The sequence below is a fragment of the Paenibacillus sp. J5 genome, assembly GCF_054955055.1.
The window spans coordinates 30128-50435 of the sequence record NZ_JBUEDD010000011.1; the positions used below are offsets into that span (position 1 = coordinate 30128).

The following is a 20308-nucleotide window of genomic DNA, read 5'->3' on the forward strand; positions in this document are numbered from 1 at the left end:
AGCATGCACGATGCGGCTTATCTTCCGCCTGCTTGCAAGAGTGCGCCCCGCCTCTGTTATAAGAGGCAAGAGCCAGCATTCTTGGCAGTGCTAATCTTAATACGTTCTTTTCGGCAGTGCTTCTGCAGCCGTTTCCATCGGGAACACGCCTTCTTCAACTGCGATGCGCTTCGGCACTTCTTTGCCAGCAACGACATCCTTGATGATGTCCATCAGCTGTGGTCCGAATTGCGGGTTACACTCAACCACCAGGTTGATCTTGCCTTCGGTCATCGCTACGAATGCATCCTTGATGCCATCGATCGAGATGATGATGATGTCCTCGCCTGGCTTCAGTCCAGCTTCTTCGATCGCTTGGATGGCACCCAGAGCCATGTCATCATTGTGAGCGTACAGGACGTCGATGTCTTTTTGCGCTTTCAGGAACGCTTGCATTACTTCTTTACCCTTGGCACGAGTGAAGTCACCGGTTTGGGAAGCGACAACTTTAAACTTGGAATCCTTGGAGATGATTTCTTCGAAGCCCGTTTTGCGGTCGATCGCCGGAGCGGAGCCTGTTGTTCCTTGCAGCTCTACGATATTGACATTGGTTTCGTCCTTCATTTTCTCTACGAGCCACTCGCCTGCTTTGCGGCCTTCCTCTACGAAGTCCGAGCCGATGAAGGTTACATACAGGGAATCATCCTGGGAATCAACCGAACGGTCCGTCAGAACGACTGGAATGCCAGCATCCTTCGCTTCCTTCAATACGGTATCCCAGCCGGATTCAACTACAGGGGAGAATGCAATCACGTCTACTTTTTGTTGAATAAACGAACGGATCGCTTTAATCTGGTTCTCTTGTTTTTGTTGCGCGTCCGAGAATTTCAGCTCCAGGCCTGCTTCCGATGCAGCCGATTTGATGGAGTCTGTATTGGCTGTACGCCAGCCGCTCTCCGCACCTACCTGGGAGAAGCCCAGCACGATCTTTTTGTCAGCCGCTGCTTCATTGCTCTTTGTCTCTGTTGTCGTAGCTGGCTTTTCTCCTGTGGACGGCGCATTGCCGCCTGTGCTGCCTCCGCTTCCGCAAGCTGCTACAGTTGTCATTGCAAGTGCTAAAAGAAGCATCATTCCGCCTTTTTTCATATTTACCACATCCAAAACCTCCCTAGTGTTCACCGTCAACTGGTGTGCTTTCATTATAAAATCGCTTTCAATCGTTTGATACGGAGGATGATAAGAGTTTGATGGGTTTTTTTGCGAAAATGAAAACGTTATCTATGGTTTACTTCGTTTTTTTGTGATAAAACTGTAAATTTTTATGGGGGAGCATTGCTTCTGGCTGATAGGAGGCTTTTTTGGTATAGTAACGGTGTAAACATGTTCACTCACGTTTGCAAGGAGGTGAGGTGCATCCCATCGCATGAAGCTCAGTATATGGGCCTGTGTCTGTGCTGCTATCGCTATCCTTGCATGACCTCACAGCAGAGGACGGTATAAACTATGAAGCTTTTTCGCCGTCTGTATTCCAGCTTTCGAACGAAGATGCTCGTCCTGTTCGTCATCCTGACGTCAATTCCTCTCATTACGGTAGGGATCGTCTCCTATCAGAAATCGTTTCATATCATATCGGATCATAGCAAAGCCGCCAATGCCCTCGTGGCCGACCAGCTCAGTCGTGATATTGATGTGCTGTTTCGCGATACGAGCCGGCTGCTCGAGCTGGAGAACAATCAGAATGTACGCCATTTCCTGTTTTCCCAAAGTGAGACATATGAGGATGCCAAAGAGATTCTGAAGGCTTATAAGCTCTATCGTGAGACCTACAAGTATAATGAAAGCGTACTCAACGTCACGATGATCAATATTTACGGCAAAGGCATCAGCGAACGCAAGGGCGTCTTCCAGTTGGATACAGACCCGCTCAAAATATCCAGCTTTAATCATCTATACAATAACCCGGAGCGGATCCTGCACCTGACTCCGGGAGCAGAGGAGGCGACAACCAACATCGATGGCTCGGACTATGCCGGGCGCAAGGTCATTACGATTGTAGCCACCGTCAAGCAGCCCATTACCCATCAGGTCATCGGCTTTATCCTGATTGACTTGAATGATGCGATTATCGAGCAGTTCTGCGACAATGTCCAGATTGGCGACACCGGTTATTTCTACGTGCTGAACGGGGATGGACAGCTCATCTTTCAGCCGGATCGGCTGACAAGCGGCACATTGGCTCAGCCGCTCATCCCGCAGGCTCAGAGGCTGGACGAAGTCGAAGGTCAATATGTAGACCCGTCGCCAGGCAAGCCGCAATTCATCGTCTTCACCACCTCACAGGAGACGGGCTGGACGATTGTCGGGCAGGTACCGCTGGACGAGGTCATGAAGGAAGCCGCTGGCATTCGCCGTCTCATCTTTGTGAGCGTCACGCTCAGCATTGTATTTATTATCGTGCTCTACTTCTATATCACCTCCAAGCTGACGAAGCCGATTCAGATTCTGAAGAACAAGATGCGCCATGCCGCCTCTGGCTATCTGGAGGCGAAGGTCGTTCCGACAGGCTATGACGAGATTGCCGATCTGGGCAACAGCTTCAATATTATGCTCGGCAAGATTAAGGCGCTCCTGACGCAGAGCATTCACGAGCAGGAGCAGATTAAGAAGTCGGAGCTGCGCACGCTGCAAGCACAGATTAACCCGCATTTCTTGTACAATACGCTTGACTCCATCCTATGGCTGGCCGAGGTCGGTCAGAATGACAAGGTCATCAAGCTGGTGCAGGCGTTATCGCAGTTCTTCCGCATCGGCCTGAATAAGGGGAAGGACTGGATCACACTCCAGGAGGAGCTGGAGCATGTTCGCAGCTATCTGACGATCCAGCAGATGCGCTACCGTGATATTCTGCAATATGAGATTGATGTGCCCGCCGCGGTCCACCGCGTCCCGATCCTCAAGATGACGCTGCAGCCTCTGGTGGAGAATGCCATCTATCATGGCATCAAGAACCGGAGAGGCATGGGGCTGATTCGCATCGGGTGCCAGGCAGGCAGCCGCGGCGAGCTGCTGATCTATGTCGAAGACAATGGGCCGGGCATGCAGCCGGAGAGGCTAGCCATCGTGCGGGCTGGACTCCATCAGCAATCCGGTTCCGAGGAGACAGGCCGCGAGGATCAAGGCGCGGGCTTCGGACTCCGTAACGTACACCAGCGGCTGCGACTGTTCCATGGCGAAGTGTATGGACTGGAGATAGAAAGTCAATATCAAGAGGGAACCCGCATTATCGTGCGGCTGCCCATCTCGAACGGGGTGAACTGGGATGAAAAAGATATTGCTAGTGGATGACGAGATTCTGATCCGAGAGAGCATCAGAGACTGCATTCCCTGGGAGAAGGAGGGCTTTCATCTATGCGGAGACGCGCCTGATGGAGAGATGGCGCTGCCGCTAATCGAGAAGCATCAGCCCGATATACTGATTACCGACATCAAGATGCCGTTCATGGATGGGCTCGAGCTGTGCCGGATCGTTCGTCAACGGATGCCCGAGGTCAAGATTATCATTCTAAGCGGTCATGACGAGTTCACCTATGCCAAGACGGCGATTCAACTCGGCGTAGAGGAATATTGCCTGAAGCCTGTCAGCTCCGCTGATCTGCTCGCGCTGCTGCATACCATCTCGGCGCGCATCGACCAGGAGCGAATCCAGAAGGATCGGCTGCTGCAGATGGAGGAGATGGTCAACGGCCACCTCTCGCTCAAGCTCGATAAACTGATGAATGACCTGTGCTGCGGCATGCTGTCCACAGCGGATGCGCTCCATGAGGCGGATGCGGTCGGACTCAAGCTTAGCGCGCCTTACTACGCTGCCGCGATCACGGATATTCGCCCTGATAACCCGGCAGGCAATCCGGTCAGCCCGGAGACCGTACAGCAAGCCCAAGAGTTTATCTCTGCTGCCATCCCGAATCATCATCTGGTGCATGTGTTCCGGCGTAGTCGCACGGAGGCGGTCTGGATCGTGCAGGGCGAGTCGATCCTGCAGGTAGAGACCCTGCTGTCGCGCCTGGGAAGCGAGGTGCTCCCTGTCGTGGAGGAGAAGGCCGGAGGCTGGATCGTGCTTGGCAGAGGCAAGGTGCACAGCCGCTTGCAGGGCATTCATGTCTCCTACATGGAGGCAGATGAGGACAAAACCTTCCTGCTGATGATCGGCATTAACCAGCGGGAGCTGCAACGCAATGGTGGAGGGTGGACGCAAGCGGTCATGCTCGAGCGCGGACGACTATTCCATTTTCTCCGTACCGGAACACTACAGCAGTGCGACGAGTTCATCACCTCCTTCTCTGCACCGCTGAGGCAGGTGGACTGGCGCTCCTCGTTGTATGGCTATTATCTGCTGAACGATCTGACGCTGGAATCGATTCACGCCGTCCATGAGACGCTCAAGGAGCCGGACACCCTGGAGCAGCGGCTGCATCGGTGGCAAGCGCAGATTCGCAACGTGGCCAGCTATGAGCAAGCGACGACCTTCCTGAGACGACTGGCGGAGGAGCTGATCTCGCTGCGCAATGAATCCGCAGGCAAGTACGCGGTCATTATCGATAAGGTGAAGGAGTATATTCACCAGCAGTATAGCCGCGACGATGTGACCTTGCAGGATGCTGCCAGCCATGTGGGCGTGAGCCCGAGCCATCTGAGCAAAATATTCGGTCAGGAGACGGGCACGACATTTATCGAATATTTGACCCAGACGCGCATTCGTCATGCGAAGGAGCTGCTGCTGACGACGAACGCCAAAACCTACGAGATTGCGTGCATGGTTGGTTATAATGACGCCCATTATTTCTCTCATCTGTTCAAGAAAACGACCGGCATGACCGCCAAAGACTTCCGCAAGCAGGGGCAGGATGGACGCAGCGCTCAGGAAAGCGGGGCCTGGCCTCATGTATCGGCAGTCTCGGAATAATACGACGGGGCGCAGCCGCCTGGCCTGTGCGAGCCCTGTGCGGCTCCGCATGCTGGCACTCGCGATTCCACTGCTCCTTGCCCTGCTGCTGACCTCCTGCACGAGCAACAATACAGCCCCGCCCATCTACGGTGGCGGCGCCAGCGGGAGCAATGAGGTGGAACGGCGGGCCCAGCCTGCCAGCTCATACAGCCATACCTTCGCCATCATCTATCCGATGCAGCATAGTCTCTATGAGATGATCACGCGCAAGGCCGAGGAGACGGCGAAGCGTCTAGGTGTTCGCCTCATCGTCGGCGCCCCGGATGAGGCGAACCTGGAGCAACAGATTCGGATGATGGAGAATCTGATCAAGCAAGGGGTGGACGGCATCGCGATCGACCCTGTCGATCCGGTGACATTAACACCCGTCATTAACAAAGCGGTCAAGGCGGGTATCAAGGTGATCTGCTTCGAGTCGGACGCTCCAGAGAGTCAGCGGCTCGCCTATATCGGCTCAGACAATATTCTCTCGGGCCGTATGATGGGTGAATATATGGACAAGCTGCTCAAGGGCAAAGGAATGGTGCTCGTGGAGACTGGCATGAGCGAGATGCTGTCGATGCGCCAGCGGCTGGAGGGCATGCTTAATTATTTGAATGAGGAGACGCGGATTCAGGTGCTGGATGTGCAGTACAACGAGGGGCGCGATCAGAAGGCGCTGAGCGATATGGAGTTGATGATTGATGACCATCCCCACTTTGACGGGCTGGCTACACTCGACATCATATCCAGCTCGAATGCCATCCTCATCTGGAAGGCCAAGGGACTGAGCCGATCTGCGCTCACCTTCGGCATGACGCCGGAGATACAGCAGGCACTGCACAATGGTCAGGTTACCGCCGCCGTATCGCAAAATGAGTATGAGTGGGGACACCGGATCGTCGAGCTGCTGCTCAGCGCGCAGAGCGGGCCCATCGAGTCCTTTCACGACACAGGCACGATCATCTATGAGAAGGGCAGCGCTGCTGAGGCGCTGCTGCTGGAATAACTGTCGCAACGTTAAGCACGCATGGCAAGCCCGGCAGACCCCACACAGGTCTATGCCCGACTTGTTATGCGTGCTTATTCTTCCCCAGGATACTCTCGAACCTCGATTACTCAAGTCCCCTCTTCTCAACCTTAGCAGACAGTTTGCAGCTTAGGCTGACTGCTACATCCGGCGGCCCCGGAGCAGCTCGGACGGATAGCCTTCAGCAGGCCCGGCCGAGCCTGCGCTGCGCCGAGTGCGCCAGCTCCTTGCCAGCCATCCGAGCGATAACTTCGCACAATAGACAGAGACCAGCGTGAACAGCAGCGACCAGACCAATGCCGGGATAGAGGTCAGCTCGGCCAGATTGGCAGCGTCACCGGCTGCGGAGGGCTCGGTTAAGGAATAGAAGACGAGCACCAACGGGCTGAGCGCAGATTCCTCAAGAATAAGGAAGGCGATAAGCAGATAGTAGCCTCGTAGCATCAGTTCACCGAAGCTTCCGCGTCCCCGTCTGGAGCCGATGAACAGCACCGCAGCATTCAGTACGATCAGACCTAGCAGCCATTGGAAGCCGAAGCCCTCATGTACAAAAAACACCACATTGATCACAGCAATCACGGTAAGGAGCCACAGTCCCGCCTTCGCCAGCTTCTTGTAATACAGGTAGAATAGCAGCACCGACATCAGCGCCGCCAAAATATAGCCTGCCAGGCTTACAGACATGATCCCCCAATAGGAGGAGGAGGGGAGCATGGAGTAGGTCACGCCGCTATGATCCGGGTTCAGATCGATACGCAGTACACGACCAGACAGCAGCAGCGTGACCAGCGCATGTCCGAATTCATGAATCAACGTATTCAGATTGCGAAAGAAAGAGGAGAACGGAATAAAGCGGGTAAGCACAGCCGAGCCAATCAGAAATAATATGATTCTCCACCAACTATTCATAGGTCAGCTCCCTTCGTGTCGCTTCGCGCTAATCTTACTACGAGTGAATCTCGCCCCGTCCAGGGAGGGGAGCTACCCCCTCCTGCTGCCAGGGGATTGCTTCAGGCCCGCAGCAATCGCCCACTCCATCCATTTCCACGGGAGCAGCGCCTTGCCCCATAGCAGCAGCCGCGACCCCTGGCCGATCGCATAGCGTAATCGGGGCGAGCGCATCGCGGTAATGCGGCCGATCAGCCTTGCCACTCCGATGGGATCAGGCGCTGTGTCAGCGGAGCGGCGAGAGTAGGTGAGGACAGCATCCAATTGCTCCTTGTAGGGCGAACCGGGACGAGTATGCATATTCTGCAGCCCTTTGTTCCAGATCGGTGTCTTGAAGGAGCCCGGCTCGACCAGCACCACCTTCACGCCCCAGCTTGACATCTCATGACGTAGGCTCTCGCTGAAGCCCTCGACAGCGAACTTCGAGGCGGCATAGGGCCCATATCCGGGGAAGCCCGATCTGCCGCTTATACTGCTCACATTAATAATGAGCCCGGAGCGGCGCGCGCGCATAGCAGGCAGCACCGCTTGTGTCACCGCAACGAGGCCGAAAAAGTTCGTCTCCAGTTGAAGTCGCCACTCGGCAAGCGGCACCTCCTCGACGAAGCCTCCGACGGCATAGCCGGCATTATTGACCAATACATCGATGCGGCCATATTCCGCCAGCACCGCTCCAATAGTCTCGCTAATCTGGGATTCATTCGTAACATCCAGCGCGATACACCGCAGCCGCCGCTCTACCTGCGACTCTCGCGCCCTCCGCAGCAGCTCCCCTCCCTGAGCGACATCACGCATCGTGGCAATAACCATGTAGCCACGACTCGCCAGCTCCAGAGCGGACAACAGACCGAAGCCGCTGGAGGTTCCGGTTATGAGCGCTACCTTGTCGGCTACCTTATCGCTTACGCGTCCCGCTTCACCCATCATGCTCTCCCCCTTCTCTTATCATCGATTAACAATCACAGCCTAGAGCTTAAAGCTTCAGCTTGCGAATAAGCGGCACGCCGACATGGTTCAACAGTTGCTCCAGCACCGACCAACTGGCCCGCACGCCCAGCGGCATATGTCGGTCGTAGACTGCGCTAACCTCCAATACAGGGACAGCTCCACGGTTGCGCTTGAACTGTCCCACTCCCGAGCTCTCATGCAGCAGCTCCCCACGTTCGCCTGCCAGACGAATCAGCACAGCAGACAGCATGCGGTACAGTCCGATCTGCTGGGGCACGCCTGTATCGTAGCCGAACAGCGGCGTCGTCATGACCCCCTCGCGGCTGAAGAATCCGAGCACCGCATCGAGTCTGCCCGTCTTGCGCAGCCCGTAGAGCTGGAGGATGCCCTGCTCCCGCGCCAGCCGGATGAACGAAGCGGTAAACTGCGGATTATGCGTCGAATACTTCGCAATGTACAGCATGTCGTACAACTGCACAATTCGCGGTATATCCTGCTCTGCAATGTCTTGCGGCCCGACGATCTCATAGCCATGCCTGGCGATCAGGGCTGTGTCCCGCTTCACCAGCCACCGCGCCTTCGCATCTGGCAGCGGTATGCGGGTCACCTCCCCGGGCTGGAGCTTGCCTGATGCATGAATAGCCTTGGACTGCTGTTCTGCTGGCCCTGCGGCAGGCCGTCTATCAACGGACAGCATCGGGGAGCCTGATACATTGCCCATGGCAGCTCTCTCCCCTGTGAGTAGATCGCCCCCTTTACCTGCAGTGTAACGAGCCCCGGTAGCTGTACCTCGGGGAGCCTCCGGGCGGAGCAGGTATATCTGACGGCTCGGCACCAGCCGACAGCCGTATTGCTTGAGCGCAGCCAGCTCGGCTCCAGTCGTCTGCTCATTCAAGGAACGGATGAGCAGCGTATGGCGCGGATAGGCGACGCGCAGACAATCGACGGCGGCAATCCACTGCTCCGTCGACAGTGCCGGGTACAAGTTGGTCGATACTAGCCAGTTATTCAACTGCACGACCCGATTGAAGCCCGCGCGCCGCATCAGCGCACCTACCCCATCCAGTAGGCGGGACAGCACCCGCTCTGCTGTCTTGCTGCCGAGCAACGCCAATTCCTCCTGGGCATAGCTTACATAATGAGTATACGGTGAACAGACGTATGAGTTGTCATATTGCCCGTCATTGACCGTTACAGGCAGCGGAATGCCGTCTACCGACAGGATCAGCAGTTGCGTATCCACATTATGAATATAGCAAGCCGAAGCTTCTCTGATCATCGGCAGTAGATAGGCCCGGGCATAGGCTCCATATGCAGTCTGCGGCCATACCATATCCGCAATCGTATGCTCGTCATATAGTGTGCATTGAACCGTCACAGCGGAAATCTCCTCTCCACCCGGCGCAGCTTGGCTCCTCTGCCCATCGGCATGTATGGCGAATAGTGAATAACCGGCAGGCAGCAGCCCATTCTCGCGAGCAGCCTCGATAATGCTACGCCAACCTGCGCTCGCACCTCTTCCTCGGCGCTCTCGGGATGCACTTGCAGCCGAAGCTCCAGACTCTTCGGATGATGCTGGATGACATGGTAATGCTCGATCGCAGGAGAAGCGCCAATTACCGCGCGCGTGATGAAATCTGGAAATACAGGACGCAGCAGCGTGCCGTTCTCCTCAGGAAAATAGAGCAGATCGTCACAGCGTCCCTCGATCTGTTCCAGGGCGAGATAAGGCGAGCCGCACGGGCAGGCCCGCTCCGCCTCGATGAGCAGATCGTTCAGACGATAGCGAATGATCGGCTGGGCGAAGCGCGAGAAATCGGTCACGATCGGCACAAACCTCCGCTGCTGACGGTCGACGTATTCCCTCTCGATATGGACGACATCCTCATTGAGATGCAGCCGTCCATGGCTGCAGGTCGCCCCCAGAAAGCCCTCTGTACACTGGTAAGCCTGATGCACCGGCTGGGCAAATGCCTGCTCGATAACCTCGCGGTCGAGCGGGTCCAGCACCTCGGCCACCCCGATCAGTCGGTGTGGCCGGGCAGTGAGCCGCCCCTGCCGCCTGGCATCCGCCAGCAGCCGCAGCATCGATGGCGGCGCAATCCACACCCCGGCTTGATAAGACTGAAGCCGCTCGATATGAAGCTCAAGCGGCTCCAGTAGATCAAAATATTCAAATTGCAGCCGTCCGCTGCGAACCGATTCGTAAAGATTGCTGTTCGCCCGCAGGAAGAAGGCAAGCCGCTCCTGACGCCAGACCCCGCGCGGCAGCAGCTTGGCGAGCACCGTGCCTGTCCAGGCCGCCTGCTCCTGTGGGCTCACCAGGAACAGCCCGCGGCTTCCCGAGGTGCCCGAGGACAGGCCGATGGTGATGCCCCGCAGCGTTGGCTGGAAGTCGCGGGTGTGCTCCGCTCGCAGCGCCAGCTCCAGCGCCTCATCCCGCTGGATGCCCACCGTATTCAGCCGATCAAAGTTCTCCATCATAATCGCCTTGTCGATGACAGGAAAGCTGCGCCAGTCCTCGTCCCTTATGCCGCTCCACCAGTCACGGTAGAAGGGGGAGGCCGCTCGCACCTTGGCGACATGGCGGAGGATGCGTCGCTCCTGCCATTGCTCTAGCGCACTGCGGCTGCTCCAGCGGCGGCGCAGCATCGTGCGCGCATAATAGCTTAATATCGTTGCCTTGCTGATTCCGCTCATTCGCTCTGCTCCGATCCCCAGGCCGCCAGTGCCTCGCGGCAATGGCTAGGCACAATGCGCAGCCGTGGATAACGCTGATGCAGCTCCGTCAGCAGCGCGAAGCTGCGCTGATAGTCCCTGCGACTGGACATGATCAGGCCTGCGAGCGGATGCGGCAGACGCTGCTCCCGGTAAGCGCGGCTGGACCATACCGCATCCGCACACAGCAGATAATCGTGCTGCGTATCGGAGACGAATAGCCCGATCATGCCCGCCGCATGCCCAGGCAGCATGACAGCAAGCAGGCTTCCATCTCCTAGCAGGTCCCAGCCCCGCTGCAGGGGAAAGTCTGCATCAAAGCATTCGACAGCCTCTCCATCACTGAAGGGAAGAGAGCGGCGAGCAAAATCATCCGGCAGCAGACCAGGCAGAAATCCCGCACGTACAGCGCGCAGCCCGCGAAGCTGGCGCACTGCCTCATAAGCGGCGGAAGCATAGATGAATTGCGCCTGCGGAAAGTCGCGAACGCCGCCGATGTGGTCGGCATGGAAATGTGAGAGCACCACATACTGCACTTGCTCCGGTTCGATGCCAGCAGCGAGGAGCTGGCTGGCTGCGCCTTGCCGATCCTCATAGCGGACAGGCGTAATATGACGATATAGCGAAGCTGGCAGCCGCGCCGTCTCTGCGAAGAAGCGAGAGCTATAGCCAGTGTCGAACAGAATCGGCCCATGCAATGGATGCTCGATACAGGCATAGCCTGCCAGGAACTCTACAGGGCGCAGTGTACCGCCGCGCAAGGTTAGCGCCTCGGGATGGAGGCAGGAGCCGGCTGACCGCAGCGTCAGCTTGACAGGAAGACGGGTGATCATCGTTGCTCCCTCCACCATCTGGCGAAGCGCTCCAGCCCTTCCAATGTCGACACCTGGGGCTCATAGCCGAGCTGCTCGCGGGCCCGCGAGCTATCCAGCGTCTGCGAGACGGCGACCGAACCGGCTGTGAAGCGGGTTAACAGCGGCTCGCCCAGCATCGGGATCAGCCGATGCGCCAGCTCCAGAAGCCCTGCTGCCGCATATACAGCCTCCCACGATACGGAGCGAGTGCGAAGCGGGATGTCCAGCCGTTCGAACAATGCGGACAGCAGCTCACGGAACAGCATCGGCTGCCCGCCCGAGATGTGATAGACCTGCCCCATCGCTGCAGCCGGAGCAGCGCAGCAGAGCAGCATCACATCCGCCACATTGCCGACATAAGTCGGGTCAATCCACGCCTCTCCCCTGTTGAGCAGCGGAATGCCTCTGCCGTTATTCACCTTCAGCAGCCGCGGGAACAAGGTCTGGTCGCCCGGCCCGAAGATCGCGCGCGGACGGAGGACAACCGTCTGCAGTCTCTCGCCATGTGCCTGCAGCGCCAACTGCTCGGACAGCAGCTTCGTCGCCGCGTAATGATTCACAGGACGGCGCGGCAGCGGGTCCGATTCACGAATATCGAGCCGTGGACGGTAATCAAAATATACGCTAGGTGTCGAGATATGCACCATCCGTTCGACACCCTGCCTGTGGCAGCCATCTACAACATGGCGTGTCCCGTCCACATTGCACCCGTAAAATTCACGATACGCCCCCCATGGCGCGGATTGTGCACCGCAATGCAGGACATAGCGCTGCCCTTTGCACGCCGCGTGTACAGCATCAGCATCACGCAGATCGCCAGGGACGAAGGCAATGCCCGCTTCAGCCAGGTCGCGGCCTGCGGACAAGCTCCGTCCCATCCCTGTGACGCGCCAACCCAGCTTCGCCAGCCTGCGGGCGACATACCCGCCCAAGAATCCGGTCGCTCCGGTTACCAATACTTCTGTCATCGCTCACCGTTCCATTCTATGTCGTCCGTTAACACTTCCGTCATGCTCAGCCCGCTGCTCCGGCTGCGTCGCCACGCATCCGCTACGATGCGCAGTTGCTCCCACGCCGGGCGCGAGTCGCCACGCCGATATACGGCATCGGGCGTGCCGCGCCACGCGTCAAGCCAAGCCCGCCACTGACGCGGCTGTGCTGCGAGCCGGAGACCGCAAGCAGCCATCGGCAGCGTCAGCATCGCCTTGCTGCCCGGCGGAGGCTGCAGCAATCCCCCATCACTCTGCTGCCCGGACAGGATCGCCGCCGTATATTGCTCAGCTAGCGGCCGAAACAGATGCAGACCGCTCGTAGCCCGGGGATTGCATTCGATGGCATACAGTACACCGTCCTCGCCATCGATGAAATCAAAGCCCACATGCCCGCTCAGCCCGATCGCCTCCACAAAACGGCGAACCCATGCCAGCGCCTTCGGATGATTCAACTGCATGAAGTGCACACTGGCGCCCACAGCACCTGTCCTATACTTGCTCTCATAGGCCGCATGAGCGAGCAGTTGCCCTTCGCTTGCTAGCGAGAACGTGCAGATCGCCCTCCCCGGCACATAGCGCTGCGCCACCCACGCTCGCGCGGGCGACAGCCCCGGCGGAGCAGGAGGGCAGGGTCTGCCCCCCGCAGAGCATCGGAGCTGCTGTGGCATGATGACCCGCGCTGCAAACCGCGAGTAGGCCGGCTTGAGCACTAGCGCGCCATCCTGCGCTTCCCGCACCGCATGCCGCCACTGCGCCTCCCCGGTGATAAGCCGAGTGCTGGGCACACGGCACCCGTGAAGCTCCGCAAGGCAGGCGAAGCTGTATTTGTGATGCAGCTTCGCCAGCAGCTCCGTCCTGTCCGCCAGCACCCGGCAATGCTGCGGAAGCCGTGCTATCCCTTCGGCGATATAGAAAATCTCCTCACACATCGGGACGAGGAGATGAATGCAACAACGCTCGATCAGCGCTGTCAGTGCCGCAATGTAGCCCTCCCGCTCGCTGCGGGGCGAAGGCACGCGGAAGCTGGCTGCGACGGCGGAGGACACCCGGCACAGATGATAGGCTGCGCTCTCGGCCACATAGACCTCGCAGCCTGCATCATGCAGCATCCGTGCCAGCTCCAGCGTGACCGGAGCGCGTCCTCCGGTCAGAAGCACCCGCAGCGGCTTAGTAATCAATGACCATTCCTCCCAGCGTCAGACCGGCTGCCGTGCCGATCAACAGCAGCCGGTCACCGCGGCTGATCCTTCCCTGGATGATCGCTTCATGCAATCCCATGGGGATGGAGGCGGAGATCGTATTGCCATGATGGCGGGTAATGTCCATCATCTGCGTCTCGCCGATGCCCAGCTTCTTGCGCAGCAGACGCATCGCCATCGCACTGCCCTGATGCGGGATGACCAGTTGGAAGTCCTCCATCGCAGTACCCGAGCGCTCCAGCAGCTTGTCCACGAAGGGCGGAAGCAGCCGCGACGCCATACGGAAGATTCCCTGCCCGTCCATCTGGAACAGGTAGTCGGGAGCCGTCAGAGCCGTGTGATGCTTGGCATGTAGCGCAGAGCCACCGCCGCGAATCTCAGACAGCCGCGCCCCACTGCTATACGTATTGAGCTCTGTATGCAGAATGGCCGAGCGCTCCGATGCCGCAGCGCTGCCTAGCACTACTGCAGCAGCCCCATCGCCGAACAGCGCCGCGCTCTCCTTGTGCTCCCAGTTGAGTCCGCGTGAAGCGATCTCGGAGGAGACGATCAGCACATGCCGGTAACGTCCAGCCGCGATCATATAGGACATCACATCCATGCCGACCATGAAGCTCAGACAGGTCGAGTCGATGTCCAGGCAAGGGACGCCGGAATGCTCCTGGCCCAGCGCCTGCTGGATGAGTGCGGCGGTGCAGGGCAGCGGCTGCTCCTTCGTGCCGCTCGCACATACGAGACAGTCGATGTCCGCGAACTCCAGACCGGCCGCCTCCAGTGCAGCGGTTGCCGCTTGGGCTCCCATCGCAGAGGCCGTCTCGCCATCCTCCGCATAATGTCTTGTCCCGACGCCAGTCATGCTGCCAACCCAGCCCGCAGCAGCATTCAGCTTGTGATCCAACTCCTCATCGGTTACCATTCGCCCCGGCAAATATTTTCCCGTGCCGATAATTTTCACTTTTCTAAGCTGCATCCATGCCCTCTCCCAACGATCACAGCCGAGCGTGTATCGTATTGATGTTCATAGTCCCTATATTTTACTGCATATTCACCCACCTGCCTATCCGTCTTCTCAGCCAATCGATGGCAGGAGCCAGCATCGGTGTACACAACAAAGCTCCGAGAGCATATCGCCCTCGGAGCTGTATATCATAGCTAGCCTTCTATAACCTCCGTCATCATACGCACAATTTCCAGACCATAGGTAGGACTGATCGCCCATTTCGCCCCTAACTGCTCGACAGTGGTCGCCACTCCCAGCAGATAAGGAAAATGGCGAGGGTCGTTCGAATTGGCCTTCGGATAGCCAGGAGCGCCCGCGTACAGCGCGAGATGATCCACCTGAGCCTGAACTCCAGCCTGCCAACTGTCGAAGCGCTGATGCGCCGACTGCTCATTGTCCGCGCCACCGTTATTGGTCTTCAGCCCTGAGGTGTTCATGAAGCTGGCATCGAGCACACCGCCGAATTTGCCGTAGCCGGTCTCCTTGGCAGCCTGGGCGTAGACAAGCAGCGGGTCTACCCCTGCCGCAGTGGCCTCGCTCCAGACGACATCAGCCAAGTCCACAAATAGCTCGGAGGCCCCCTTCGCCCTGGCCCATGCCTTGGCCTGATCCACACCTGCGCGAGGCGCAGACAAGATCGACCAGGTTCCAGCAGGTACCGCATCCTGCTGCTGCTTGACAGTAGTAGCCTTGCTGGTCAGCGCTACCGTATTGGTTGCAGCGTCCCAGGCGACCTGAACTTCCGCCAGCTCCGACATGAACCGCAGTGGCACATAGGTGCGCTTGTTGATCATGACGGCTCCCGCATCAAGCGACCGCTCCGTCCCGTTGACGACAGCCGCCGTCCCACCAAGTGCCAGCTCCACCTGCAGGCCGTCTCTTACCAGGATAATGGTGCTCACGCCTCCCTGATCAGCCCATTTCACCTCGAAATTCATCAGCTCTGCCAAAAATCGCACCGGCACCAAGGCCCGGCTTTGGCTATCCATAAATGGTTGCGCATCAGGGAAGGAAATTTCGGTGCCATTATAGGTCAGTCGATAGAACTGTCCCAGCCCGCTCCCCGGCGCATTCCCCGTTCCCGCCGTGCTCTTCAGAGGCTGCGACATGCTCACATAGTCGCTGAAGGCCCAGCCGGTCTTCCCATTCTGAAGTCGAACGATATACCAGTCTCCATCTACTGCCAGCACCGTTACAGCAGAGCCTCTCGCCAGCTTGGCAACCACCGTATGCTCCAGGCTGCTTCCGTCCCGAATATTCAATATATCCGCTGTGACCGTTGCCGGAGCAGCCGTCAACAGAGCCTGCGGCGAAGCGGACACTACAGCAGGCACTGCTGCAGCCCCCGCCAGGATGAATAAGCTCATTATTGCGTAGATGATTTTTTTCATGGACGATTCCCCGCTATACTGGTCGTATTTTTGTGCGTCTGCTAGAGATCTGCTGCTGTGCTCCATCATCATGGCACCTGGTCGTGTCTTGCCCCGTACTTACCTTGTATCTTCTATTATAAATAGACTGGAATAGATGACCATAAATCCGATTGATTTTGATTCTTAATGCCTAGTATATGAAGTTCCAAAGAACCATAATCAATGTGGCGCAAGTGTCCCAAGAACAATAGAAACCATACCAGCGGCAGGCAAAACATCCGACTACAAGACCATTGCAAGCCTGGCACTATGCTACAAGCAATGGCAGCGCTGGATGAGGACATCCTGCAAAGCGCCGTTGGATCACGCTAGACTGAAGTCAGCCCAAACAGAAAGAAGCACCCCGCTAGTCCTAGGGGTGCTTCAATGTGGGTAGCAAGACCCTGTATACACATCCGACTCTATATTGCCAATACCTTCCGATGCAGCATCCCCTGAATAGGAGCCTATTGCATCAGCCAGTGCTCTGCCTCTTGCTCCGATTCGAAGATGCCAAAGTGCTTGCTCTTATTGGACTCTGCTGCCATCTCCTTGAATTTGCCTTGCTGTATCAGCTCGATCGGGGCGACGGCCGCGGTCTTCACATGATAGTTGATCCATTTCTGAATCATCTGTCCCGCTATGCCCGTCCGCAGTGCATAGAAATCCTCCGCGAGAACATTGCGATGCAGCAACAGCAGGTCTACCTGATGCTCCATACACAACGCAACGAGATCCACGGCATCCTGCTCGGTACGAAGCGGGACTGGGGACGACAGCACCTCCACATAGCTTCCACCTTCATGATTCACGACTTTGTATTCCATGGCTGCCCTCCCTCTTCCTCTACTTGCTTTCTAGCCATAGGCTCTTGAGGGTCGTCTCTGCGTGCTAATTCTCCCGCCGAAATGCCTCGACAATATTGACTTTATTTAACCTGTGCATCGGCCAAATCGTTGCAGCGAGTGTTGTAATCATCGCACCCGCCATAGCGATACAATTACTATACCACGGAATCTCCCAGGCCGTCTCTATCGTACCGGAATATAGATAATGTAAACCATAATGAAGAGCATTTCCTATGATTAATCCGATCGCAGAGGCATATAAACCATAAAATACGCCTTCCAGAATAATCATTCTCCTTACTTCTCGCTGAGTCATGCCGATGGCCTTGAGAACTCCAAACTCTTTTGTCCGTAGAATCAGATTCGTACTGACTGTATTCACGATGTTCAAGAACGCAATGAGAACAATGACCCCGATGAAGCCATACAGCAGGATGCTGAACGTCATTGCGTCGTTTTGCGCCTTGGCATTCTCCGCCACTCGATCTTGGTAGTTAAATCCGGCGTCCTGTTCATTTAATGATTTCAAATAATTCGTGATAGGCAGGTTGGATACATTCGGATCTGCAAGAATGAAGATTCTGGAGTATACGTCGCTCCCCGTAATCTTAGAATATACATCTGGAGTCGTGATGAAGGTAAGAACCTGACTGCTATTATATTTCTTCGACAGCAAATCCTCATCGACGATTCCAACCACTGTCACCGTCTGGGATTCTTTATGCTTTCCGTCCATCACGCCAATCCTGATACGATCTCCGACTTTAAACTGGGTTTGATCCATAATCAGTTGTTTGCCGCTTTCGGTAGTCATGCTTATCTTTTGTTGAACAATTACACCATTCTCTTGGTTGATTGTCTCCTTATCGATCTTCCCGGCCTTCAATTTGGATTTCAGACCATCCAAACCATTATTTCCGTAAGACACAAGGAAGTTATTATCCGTTCGGTACCCCTCCTCTTCAGCCACAGTATATTGATTTTTACTCAACTCATAATATTTAGGATTAATCTTGTCTTTAGGAATAATGGCTGTCAGCTGGCTATTGTAAAATTTGTAAGCCTGTTGAACAGCATCAAGCTGAGCGATATGCTCGTACACCGGATCCTCTATTCCTCCTGTGGGACTATCATAGAACAGCGAGTAGGAATACTGGGCACCGGTAATCTGCGTCGCTTGCCGCATGACATCAGCCACACCGCTAAAGACAATAAATAAAACAATGCTGATAATCATGGAGAAGGCTGTAATTCTGAACCGTTTCTTGTTCCGTCGCAAGTTCCTGCTGGCAAACTGCCCTGCGATGCCAAACAGCCTTTTAACAAGCCTGGAATTGTTGACCTGTCTGATATGCTCAACCTTCGTGCTCCCCGTGTTTCTTATCGCTTCCAGAGGAGATACGCGAGCAGCCTGTTTGGCCGGCCCAATCGCAGAGAAGTATACGCTCAGCAAGCCGAGCACACTAGCAACGACCAGAATGGGTATGGAGATGACCATTCTCATATCGTTTAAGAAGCCTAAGGTTAACAAGCTGATATTGTAGAACAGCACCTTCATAAATAAGGTTCCTGCGAGAAGACCGATCGGTATGCCGATTAAGCTCAACAGAGCTCCCTCTTGCATCACAATTTTACGAATCTGCTTTGGCGTTGCTCCAATACATCTGAGCATCCCAAACTGGGAAATCCGCTCCAGTACAGAAATATGAAAGGCATTATAGATGACGGCAATCGTACACACCATAATAATCGCAATGACTGCAACGAGCACCAGAGTTAGGCTGTTATTCACACCCTCATAGATGCTTTTGCCATACAATTTGAGCAGCTCATTATTGTACTCAATTCTTACATTTCCATAAGAAGAATCCCTGCCCAACTGCTTGGCAGAGTCTTCTTCAACATGACTCAGCGCTAACGTGGACATCAGACCTTCCGTCTTTTCTTTGATCCCATCTAACGATTTCATCTTGATGTAAATAAAGTACGCATTCTGATTGTCGATAGTGGTGTTATCATCAAAAGTGATCGCAGGGAAGATGTATCTGCTAGACCAATTCCCGGTCGCCGGTGTCGCCATCAAGCCGACAACAGTATATTCCCGTTCTGATTGCGCTTGAAAGGTCTCATCCAGACTCCAGCCATAATCACCAAGGCCGTTAATCTTCAGGGCTTTTCCGGTTGAGGCTACCTCTCGGATTCCAAGATCAAGCTTAATCGTGTCCCCAAGCTTTGGTTTATTAGGAAAGTAACCTAGACTTGATGTTGATAGGATGATTTCTTTGGAAGTCTCTGGAAGCCTGCCCGAATCCAACTGCACCTGTAGCATGGTCATTGCATTCGCATCATAGTCTTTGATATTCAAGTAGCGGTAGGGCGCAGCATACGGGTCTTCCTGCCGTACCTTCTCTTTGGTTTCGCTAATGACCGCATAGCCTTCTCTACTGACAACGCCGGCGCTTGCTATGGTAGCGTTGTGGATGACCTTCGGGACCAATTCTCCAGTGATGTCATTAATGGAAACGTGGTAATCCCCAAAATCCTGGGTCGTTTGTCTAACTAACTTATCCCAATAGCTGAGGCCGATGGTTCCAATGGATGTGAGCAGCGTAACCGACAATACAATACCCATGACCGTGAGCAGCGCTCTTTTTTTCTGGCCCATGATATATTTTCCGGTAAGACCTGCATAGCTTTTCAACGTTCATTCACCTCATTTGACTCTCGAAGAACGCCGTCTCCGATGGTGATGACTCGATCTGCGGATTTGGCAATGTTCAGGTCATGCGTAATCATAATCAATGTTTGATGATACTTCTTAACGGAGAATGTGAGTAAGTCCATAATCTCCTTGCTGCTCTTACTATCCAGATTCCCTGTCGGCTCGTCCGCTAAGATAATCGAGGGCTTATTAATTAATGCACGTCCAATCGCCGTTCTCTGCTGTTGTCCGCCTGACAATTCGGATGGAAGATGTCCCCTTCGCTTGGCGAGACCTAATATCCCTATTAATTCCTCTGTATAGGTCTCATCTACTTGCTTATTCTCCAATAACATCGGCAACTTGATATTCTCCTCTGCTGTTAGTACCGGAATCAGATTATAAGACTGAAAAATAAATCCGATCTTTCGTCTTCGGAATATCGCCAGCTCCGCTTCACTTTTATGATGAAGATCCGTACCATCGATGATGACCTGTCCGCTTGACGGTCGGTCCACCCCGCCCAGCAGATGCATTAACGTGCTCTTGCCCGAACCACTGGCCCCTACGATAGCTACAAATTCTCCTTTCTGAATGGAGAGATTTGCGTTTCTTAACGCCTCGACCTTAGCTTCTGCGCTTCCATATGTTTTGCATAAATTAACCGTTTTTAGTATTTCCACCTGTAACCCTCC

Annotated in this window: 16 protein-coding genes; 3 read left to right on the top strand and 13 right to left on the bottom strand. The window is 55.5% G+C overall.

What is annotated here, in order from left to right; all coding sequences use genetic code 11:
* Window positions 1-96: 96 nt before the first annotated feature.
* On the bottom strand, window positions 97-1125 hold the full coding sequence (locus ACY1JZ_RS19460; protein ID WP_462630733.1) for an ABC transporter substrate-binding protein: 1029 nt from the start codon (window positions 1123-1125) through the stop codon (window positions 97-99).
* A gap of 357 nt (window positions 1126-1482) precedes the next feature.
* Here ACY1JZ_RS19460 and ACY1JZ_RS19465 point away from each other — a divergent pair, with 357 nt between their 5' ends.
* Genes ACY1JZ_RS19465 through ACY1JZ_RS19475 form a run of 3 tightly spaced genes read left to right on the top strand, consistent with a single transcriptional unit; the run spans window position 1483 to window position 5972 of the window.
* Window positions 1483-3324, top strand: a complete 1842-nt coding sequence (locus ACY1JZ_RS19465; protein ID WP_270167386.1) for a cache domain-containing sensor histidine kinase — start codon at window positions 1483-1485, stop codon at window positions 3322-3324.
* Window positions 3299-4942, top strand: a complete 1644-nt coding sequence (locus tag ACY1JZ_RS19470; RefSeq protein ID WP_462630570.1) for a response regulator — start codon at window positions 3299-3301, stop codon at window positions 4940-4942. Before ACY1JZ_RS19465 ends, ACY1JZ_RS19470 begins: the two co-directional genes overlap by 26 nt.
* On the top strand, window positions 4920-5972 hold the full coding sequence (locus ACY1JZ_RS19475) for a sugar ABC transporter substrate-binding protein (RefSeq protein ID WP_462630572.1): 1053 nt from the start codon (window positions 4920-4922) through the stop codon (window positions 5970-5972). Before ACY1JZ_RS19470 ends, ACY1JZ_RS19475 begins: the two co-directional genes overlap by 23 nt.
* A gap of 162 nt (window positions 5973-6134) precedes the next feature.
* On the opposite strand, the gene ACY1JZ_RS19480 is transcribed toward ACY1JZ_RS19475, so the two are convergent.
* The 12 genes from ACY1JZ_RS19480 to ACY1JZ_RS19535 form a co-directional block, all read right to left on the bottom strand.
* Window positions 6135-6902, bottom strand: a complete 768-nt coding sequence (locus tag ACY1JZ_RS19480) for a M50 family metallopeptidase (RefSeq protein WP_462630574.1) — start codon at window positions 6900-6902, stop codon at window positions 6135-6137.
* 72 nt (window positions 6903-6974) lie between these two features.
* Entirely contained in the window at window positions 6975-7865 is an 891-nt protein-coding gene (locus tag ACY1JZ_RS19485; RefSeq protein ID WP_462630576.1) for an SDR family oxidoreductase, read from the bottom strand.
* Between the two features lie 49 nt (window positions 7866-7914).
* The gene (locus tag ACY1JZ_RS19490; protein ID WP_462630578.1) at window positions 7915-9267 is read right to left on the bottom strand and encodes a GNAT family N-acetyltransferase; all 1353 of its coding nucleotides are present in this window, start codon (window positions 9265-9267) and stop codon (window positions 7915-7917) included.
* Window positions 9264-10589 (bottom strand): F390 synthetase-related protein, encoded by a 1326-nt coding sequence (locus ACY1JZ_RS19495; protein ID WP_462630580.1) that lies wholly within the window; start codon window positions 10587-10589, stop codon window positions 9264-9266. The genes ACY1JZ_RS19490 and ACY1JZ_RS19495 overlap by 4 nt, the downstream gene beginning before the upstream one ends.
* On the bottom strand, window positions 10586-11440 hold the full coding sequence (locus tag ACY1JZ_RS19500) for an MBL fold metallo-hydrolase (RefSeq protein ID WP_462630582.1): 855 nt from the start codon (window positions 11438-11440) through the stop codon (window positions 10586-10588). The genes ACY1JZ_RS19495 and ACY1JZ_RS19500 overlap by 4 nt, the downstream gene beginning before the upstream one ends.
* Window positions 11437-12429 carry an NAD-dependent epimerase/dehydratase family protein gene (locus ACY1JZ_RS19505; protein WP_462630584.1) on the bottom strand — a complete coding sequence of 331 codons (993 nt, stop codon included), beginning with the start codon at window positions 12427-12429 and terminating at the stop codon, window positions 11437-11439. Before ACY1JZ_RS19505 ends, ACY1JZ_RS19500 begins: the two co-directional genes overlap by 4 nt.
* Window positions 12426-13631, bottom strand: a complete 1206-nt coding sequence (locus tag ACY1JZ_RS19510) for an ATP-grasp domain-containing protein (protein WP_462630586.1) — start codon at window positions 13629-13631, stop codon at window positions 12426-12428. Before ACY1JZ_RS19510 ends, ACY1JZ_RS19505 begins: the two co-directional genes overlap by 4 nt.
* Entirely contained in the window at window positions 13621-14622 is a 1002-nt protein-coding gene (locus tag ACY1JZ_RS19515; RefSeq protein ID WP_462630588.1) for a beta-ketoacyl-ACP synthase III, read from the bottom strand. Before ACY1JZ_RS19515 ends, ACY1JZ_RS19510 begins: the two co-directional genes overlap by 11 nt.
* Window positions 14623-14804: 182 nt before the next feature.
* Complete coding sequence (locus ACY1JZ_RS19520) at window positions 14805-16043, bottom strand: stalk domain-containing protein (RefSeq protein WP_462630590.1); 1239 nt, start codon at window positions 16041-16043, stop codon at window positions 14805-14807.
* Window positions 16044-16531: 488 nt separating this feature from the next.
* Window positions 16532-16891, bottom strand: a complete 360-nt coding sequence (locus ACY1JZ_RS19525) for a DUF4180 domain-containing protein (protein ID WP_462630592.1) — start codon at window positions 16889-16891, stop codon at window positions 16532-16534.
* Window positions 16892-16955: 64 nt separating this feature from the next.
* Complete coding sequence (locus ACY1JZ_RS19530) at window positions 16956-19613, bottom strand: ABC transporter permease (RefSeq protein ID WP_462630594.1); 2658 nt, start codon at window positions 19611-19613, stop codon at window positions 16956-16958.
* Window positions 19610-20296, bottom strand: a complete 687-nt coding sequence (locus ACY1JZ_RS19535; RefSeq protein WP_462630596.1) for an ABC transporter ATP-binding protein — start codon at window positions 20294-20296, stop codon at window positions 19610-19612. The genes ACY1JZ_RS19530 and ACY1JZ_RS19535 overlap by 4 nt, the downstream gene beginning before the upstream one ends.
* Window positions 20297-20308 lie beyond the last annotated feature (12 nt).

Coding starts and splice junctions, on each gene's coding strand:
- ACY1JZ_RS19505 (WP_462630584.1), bottom strand. CDS start 12,429: ATGACAGAAGTATTGGTAACCGGAGCGACCGGATTCTTGGGCGGGTAT.
- ACY1JZ_RS19515 (WP_462630588.1), bottom strand. CDS start 14,622: ATGCAGCTTAGAAAAGTGAAAATTATCGGCACGGGAAAATATTTGCCG.
- ACY1JZ_RS19465 (WP_270167386.1), top strand. CDS start 1,483: ATGAAGCTTTTTCGCCGTCTGTATTCCAGCTTTCGAACGAAGATGCTC.
- ACY1JZ_RS19475 (WP_462630572.1), top strand. CDS start 4,920: ATGTATCGGCAGTCTCGGAATAATACGACGGGGCGCAGCCGCCTGGCC.
- ACY1JZ_RS19525 (WP_462630592.1), bottom strand. CDS start 16,891: ATGGAATACAAAGTCGTGAATCATGAAGGTGGAAGCTATGTGGAGGTG.
- ACY1JZ_RS19500 (WP_462630582.1), bottom strand. CDS start 11,440: ATGATCACCCGTCTTCCTGTCAAGCTGACGCTGCGGTCAGCCGGCTCC.
- ACY1JZ_RS19480 (WP_462630574.1), bottom strand. CDS start 6,902: ATGAATAGTTGGTGGAGAATCATATTATTTCTGATTGGCTCGGCTGTG.
- ACY1JZ_RS19470 (WP_462630570.1), top strand. CDS start 3,299: ATGAAAAAGATATTGCTAGTGGATGACGAGATTCTGATCCGAGAGAGC.
- ACY1JZ_RS19520 (WP_462630590.1), bottom strand. CDS start 16,043: ATGAAAAAAATCATCTACGCAATAATGAGCTTATTCATCCTGGCGGGG.
- ACY1JZ_RS19485 (WP_462630576.1), bottom strand. CDS start 7,865: ATGGGTGAAGCGGGACGCGTAAGCGATAAGGTAGCCGACAAGGTAGCG.
- ACY1JZ_RS19495 (WP_462630580.1), bottom strand. CDS start 10,589: ATGAGCGGAATCAGCAAGGCAACGATATTAAGCTATTATGCGCGCACG.
- ACY1JZ_RS19460 (WP_462630733.1), bottom strand. CDS start 1,125: ATGAAAAAAGGCGGAATGATGCTTCTTTTAGCACTTGCAATGACAACT.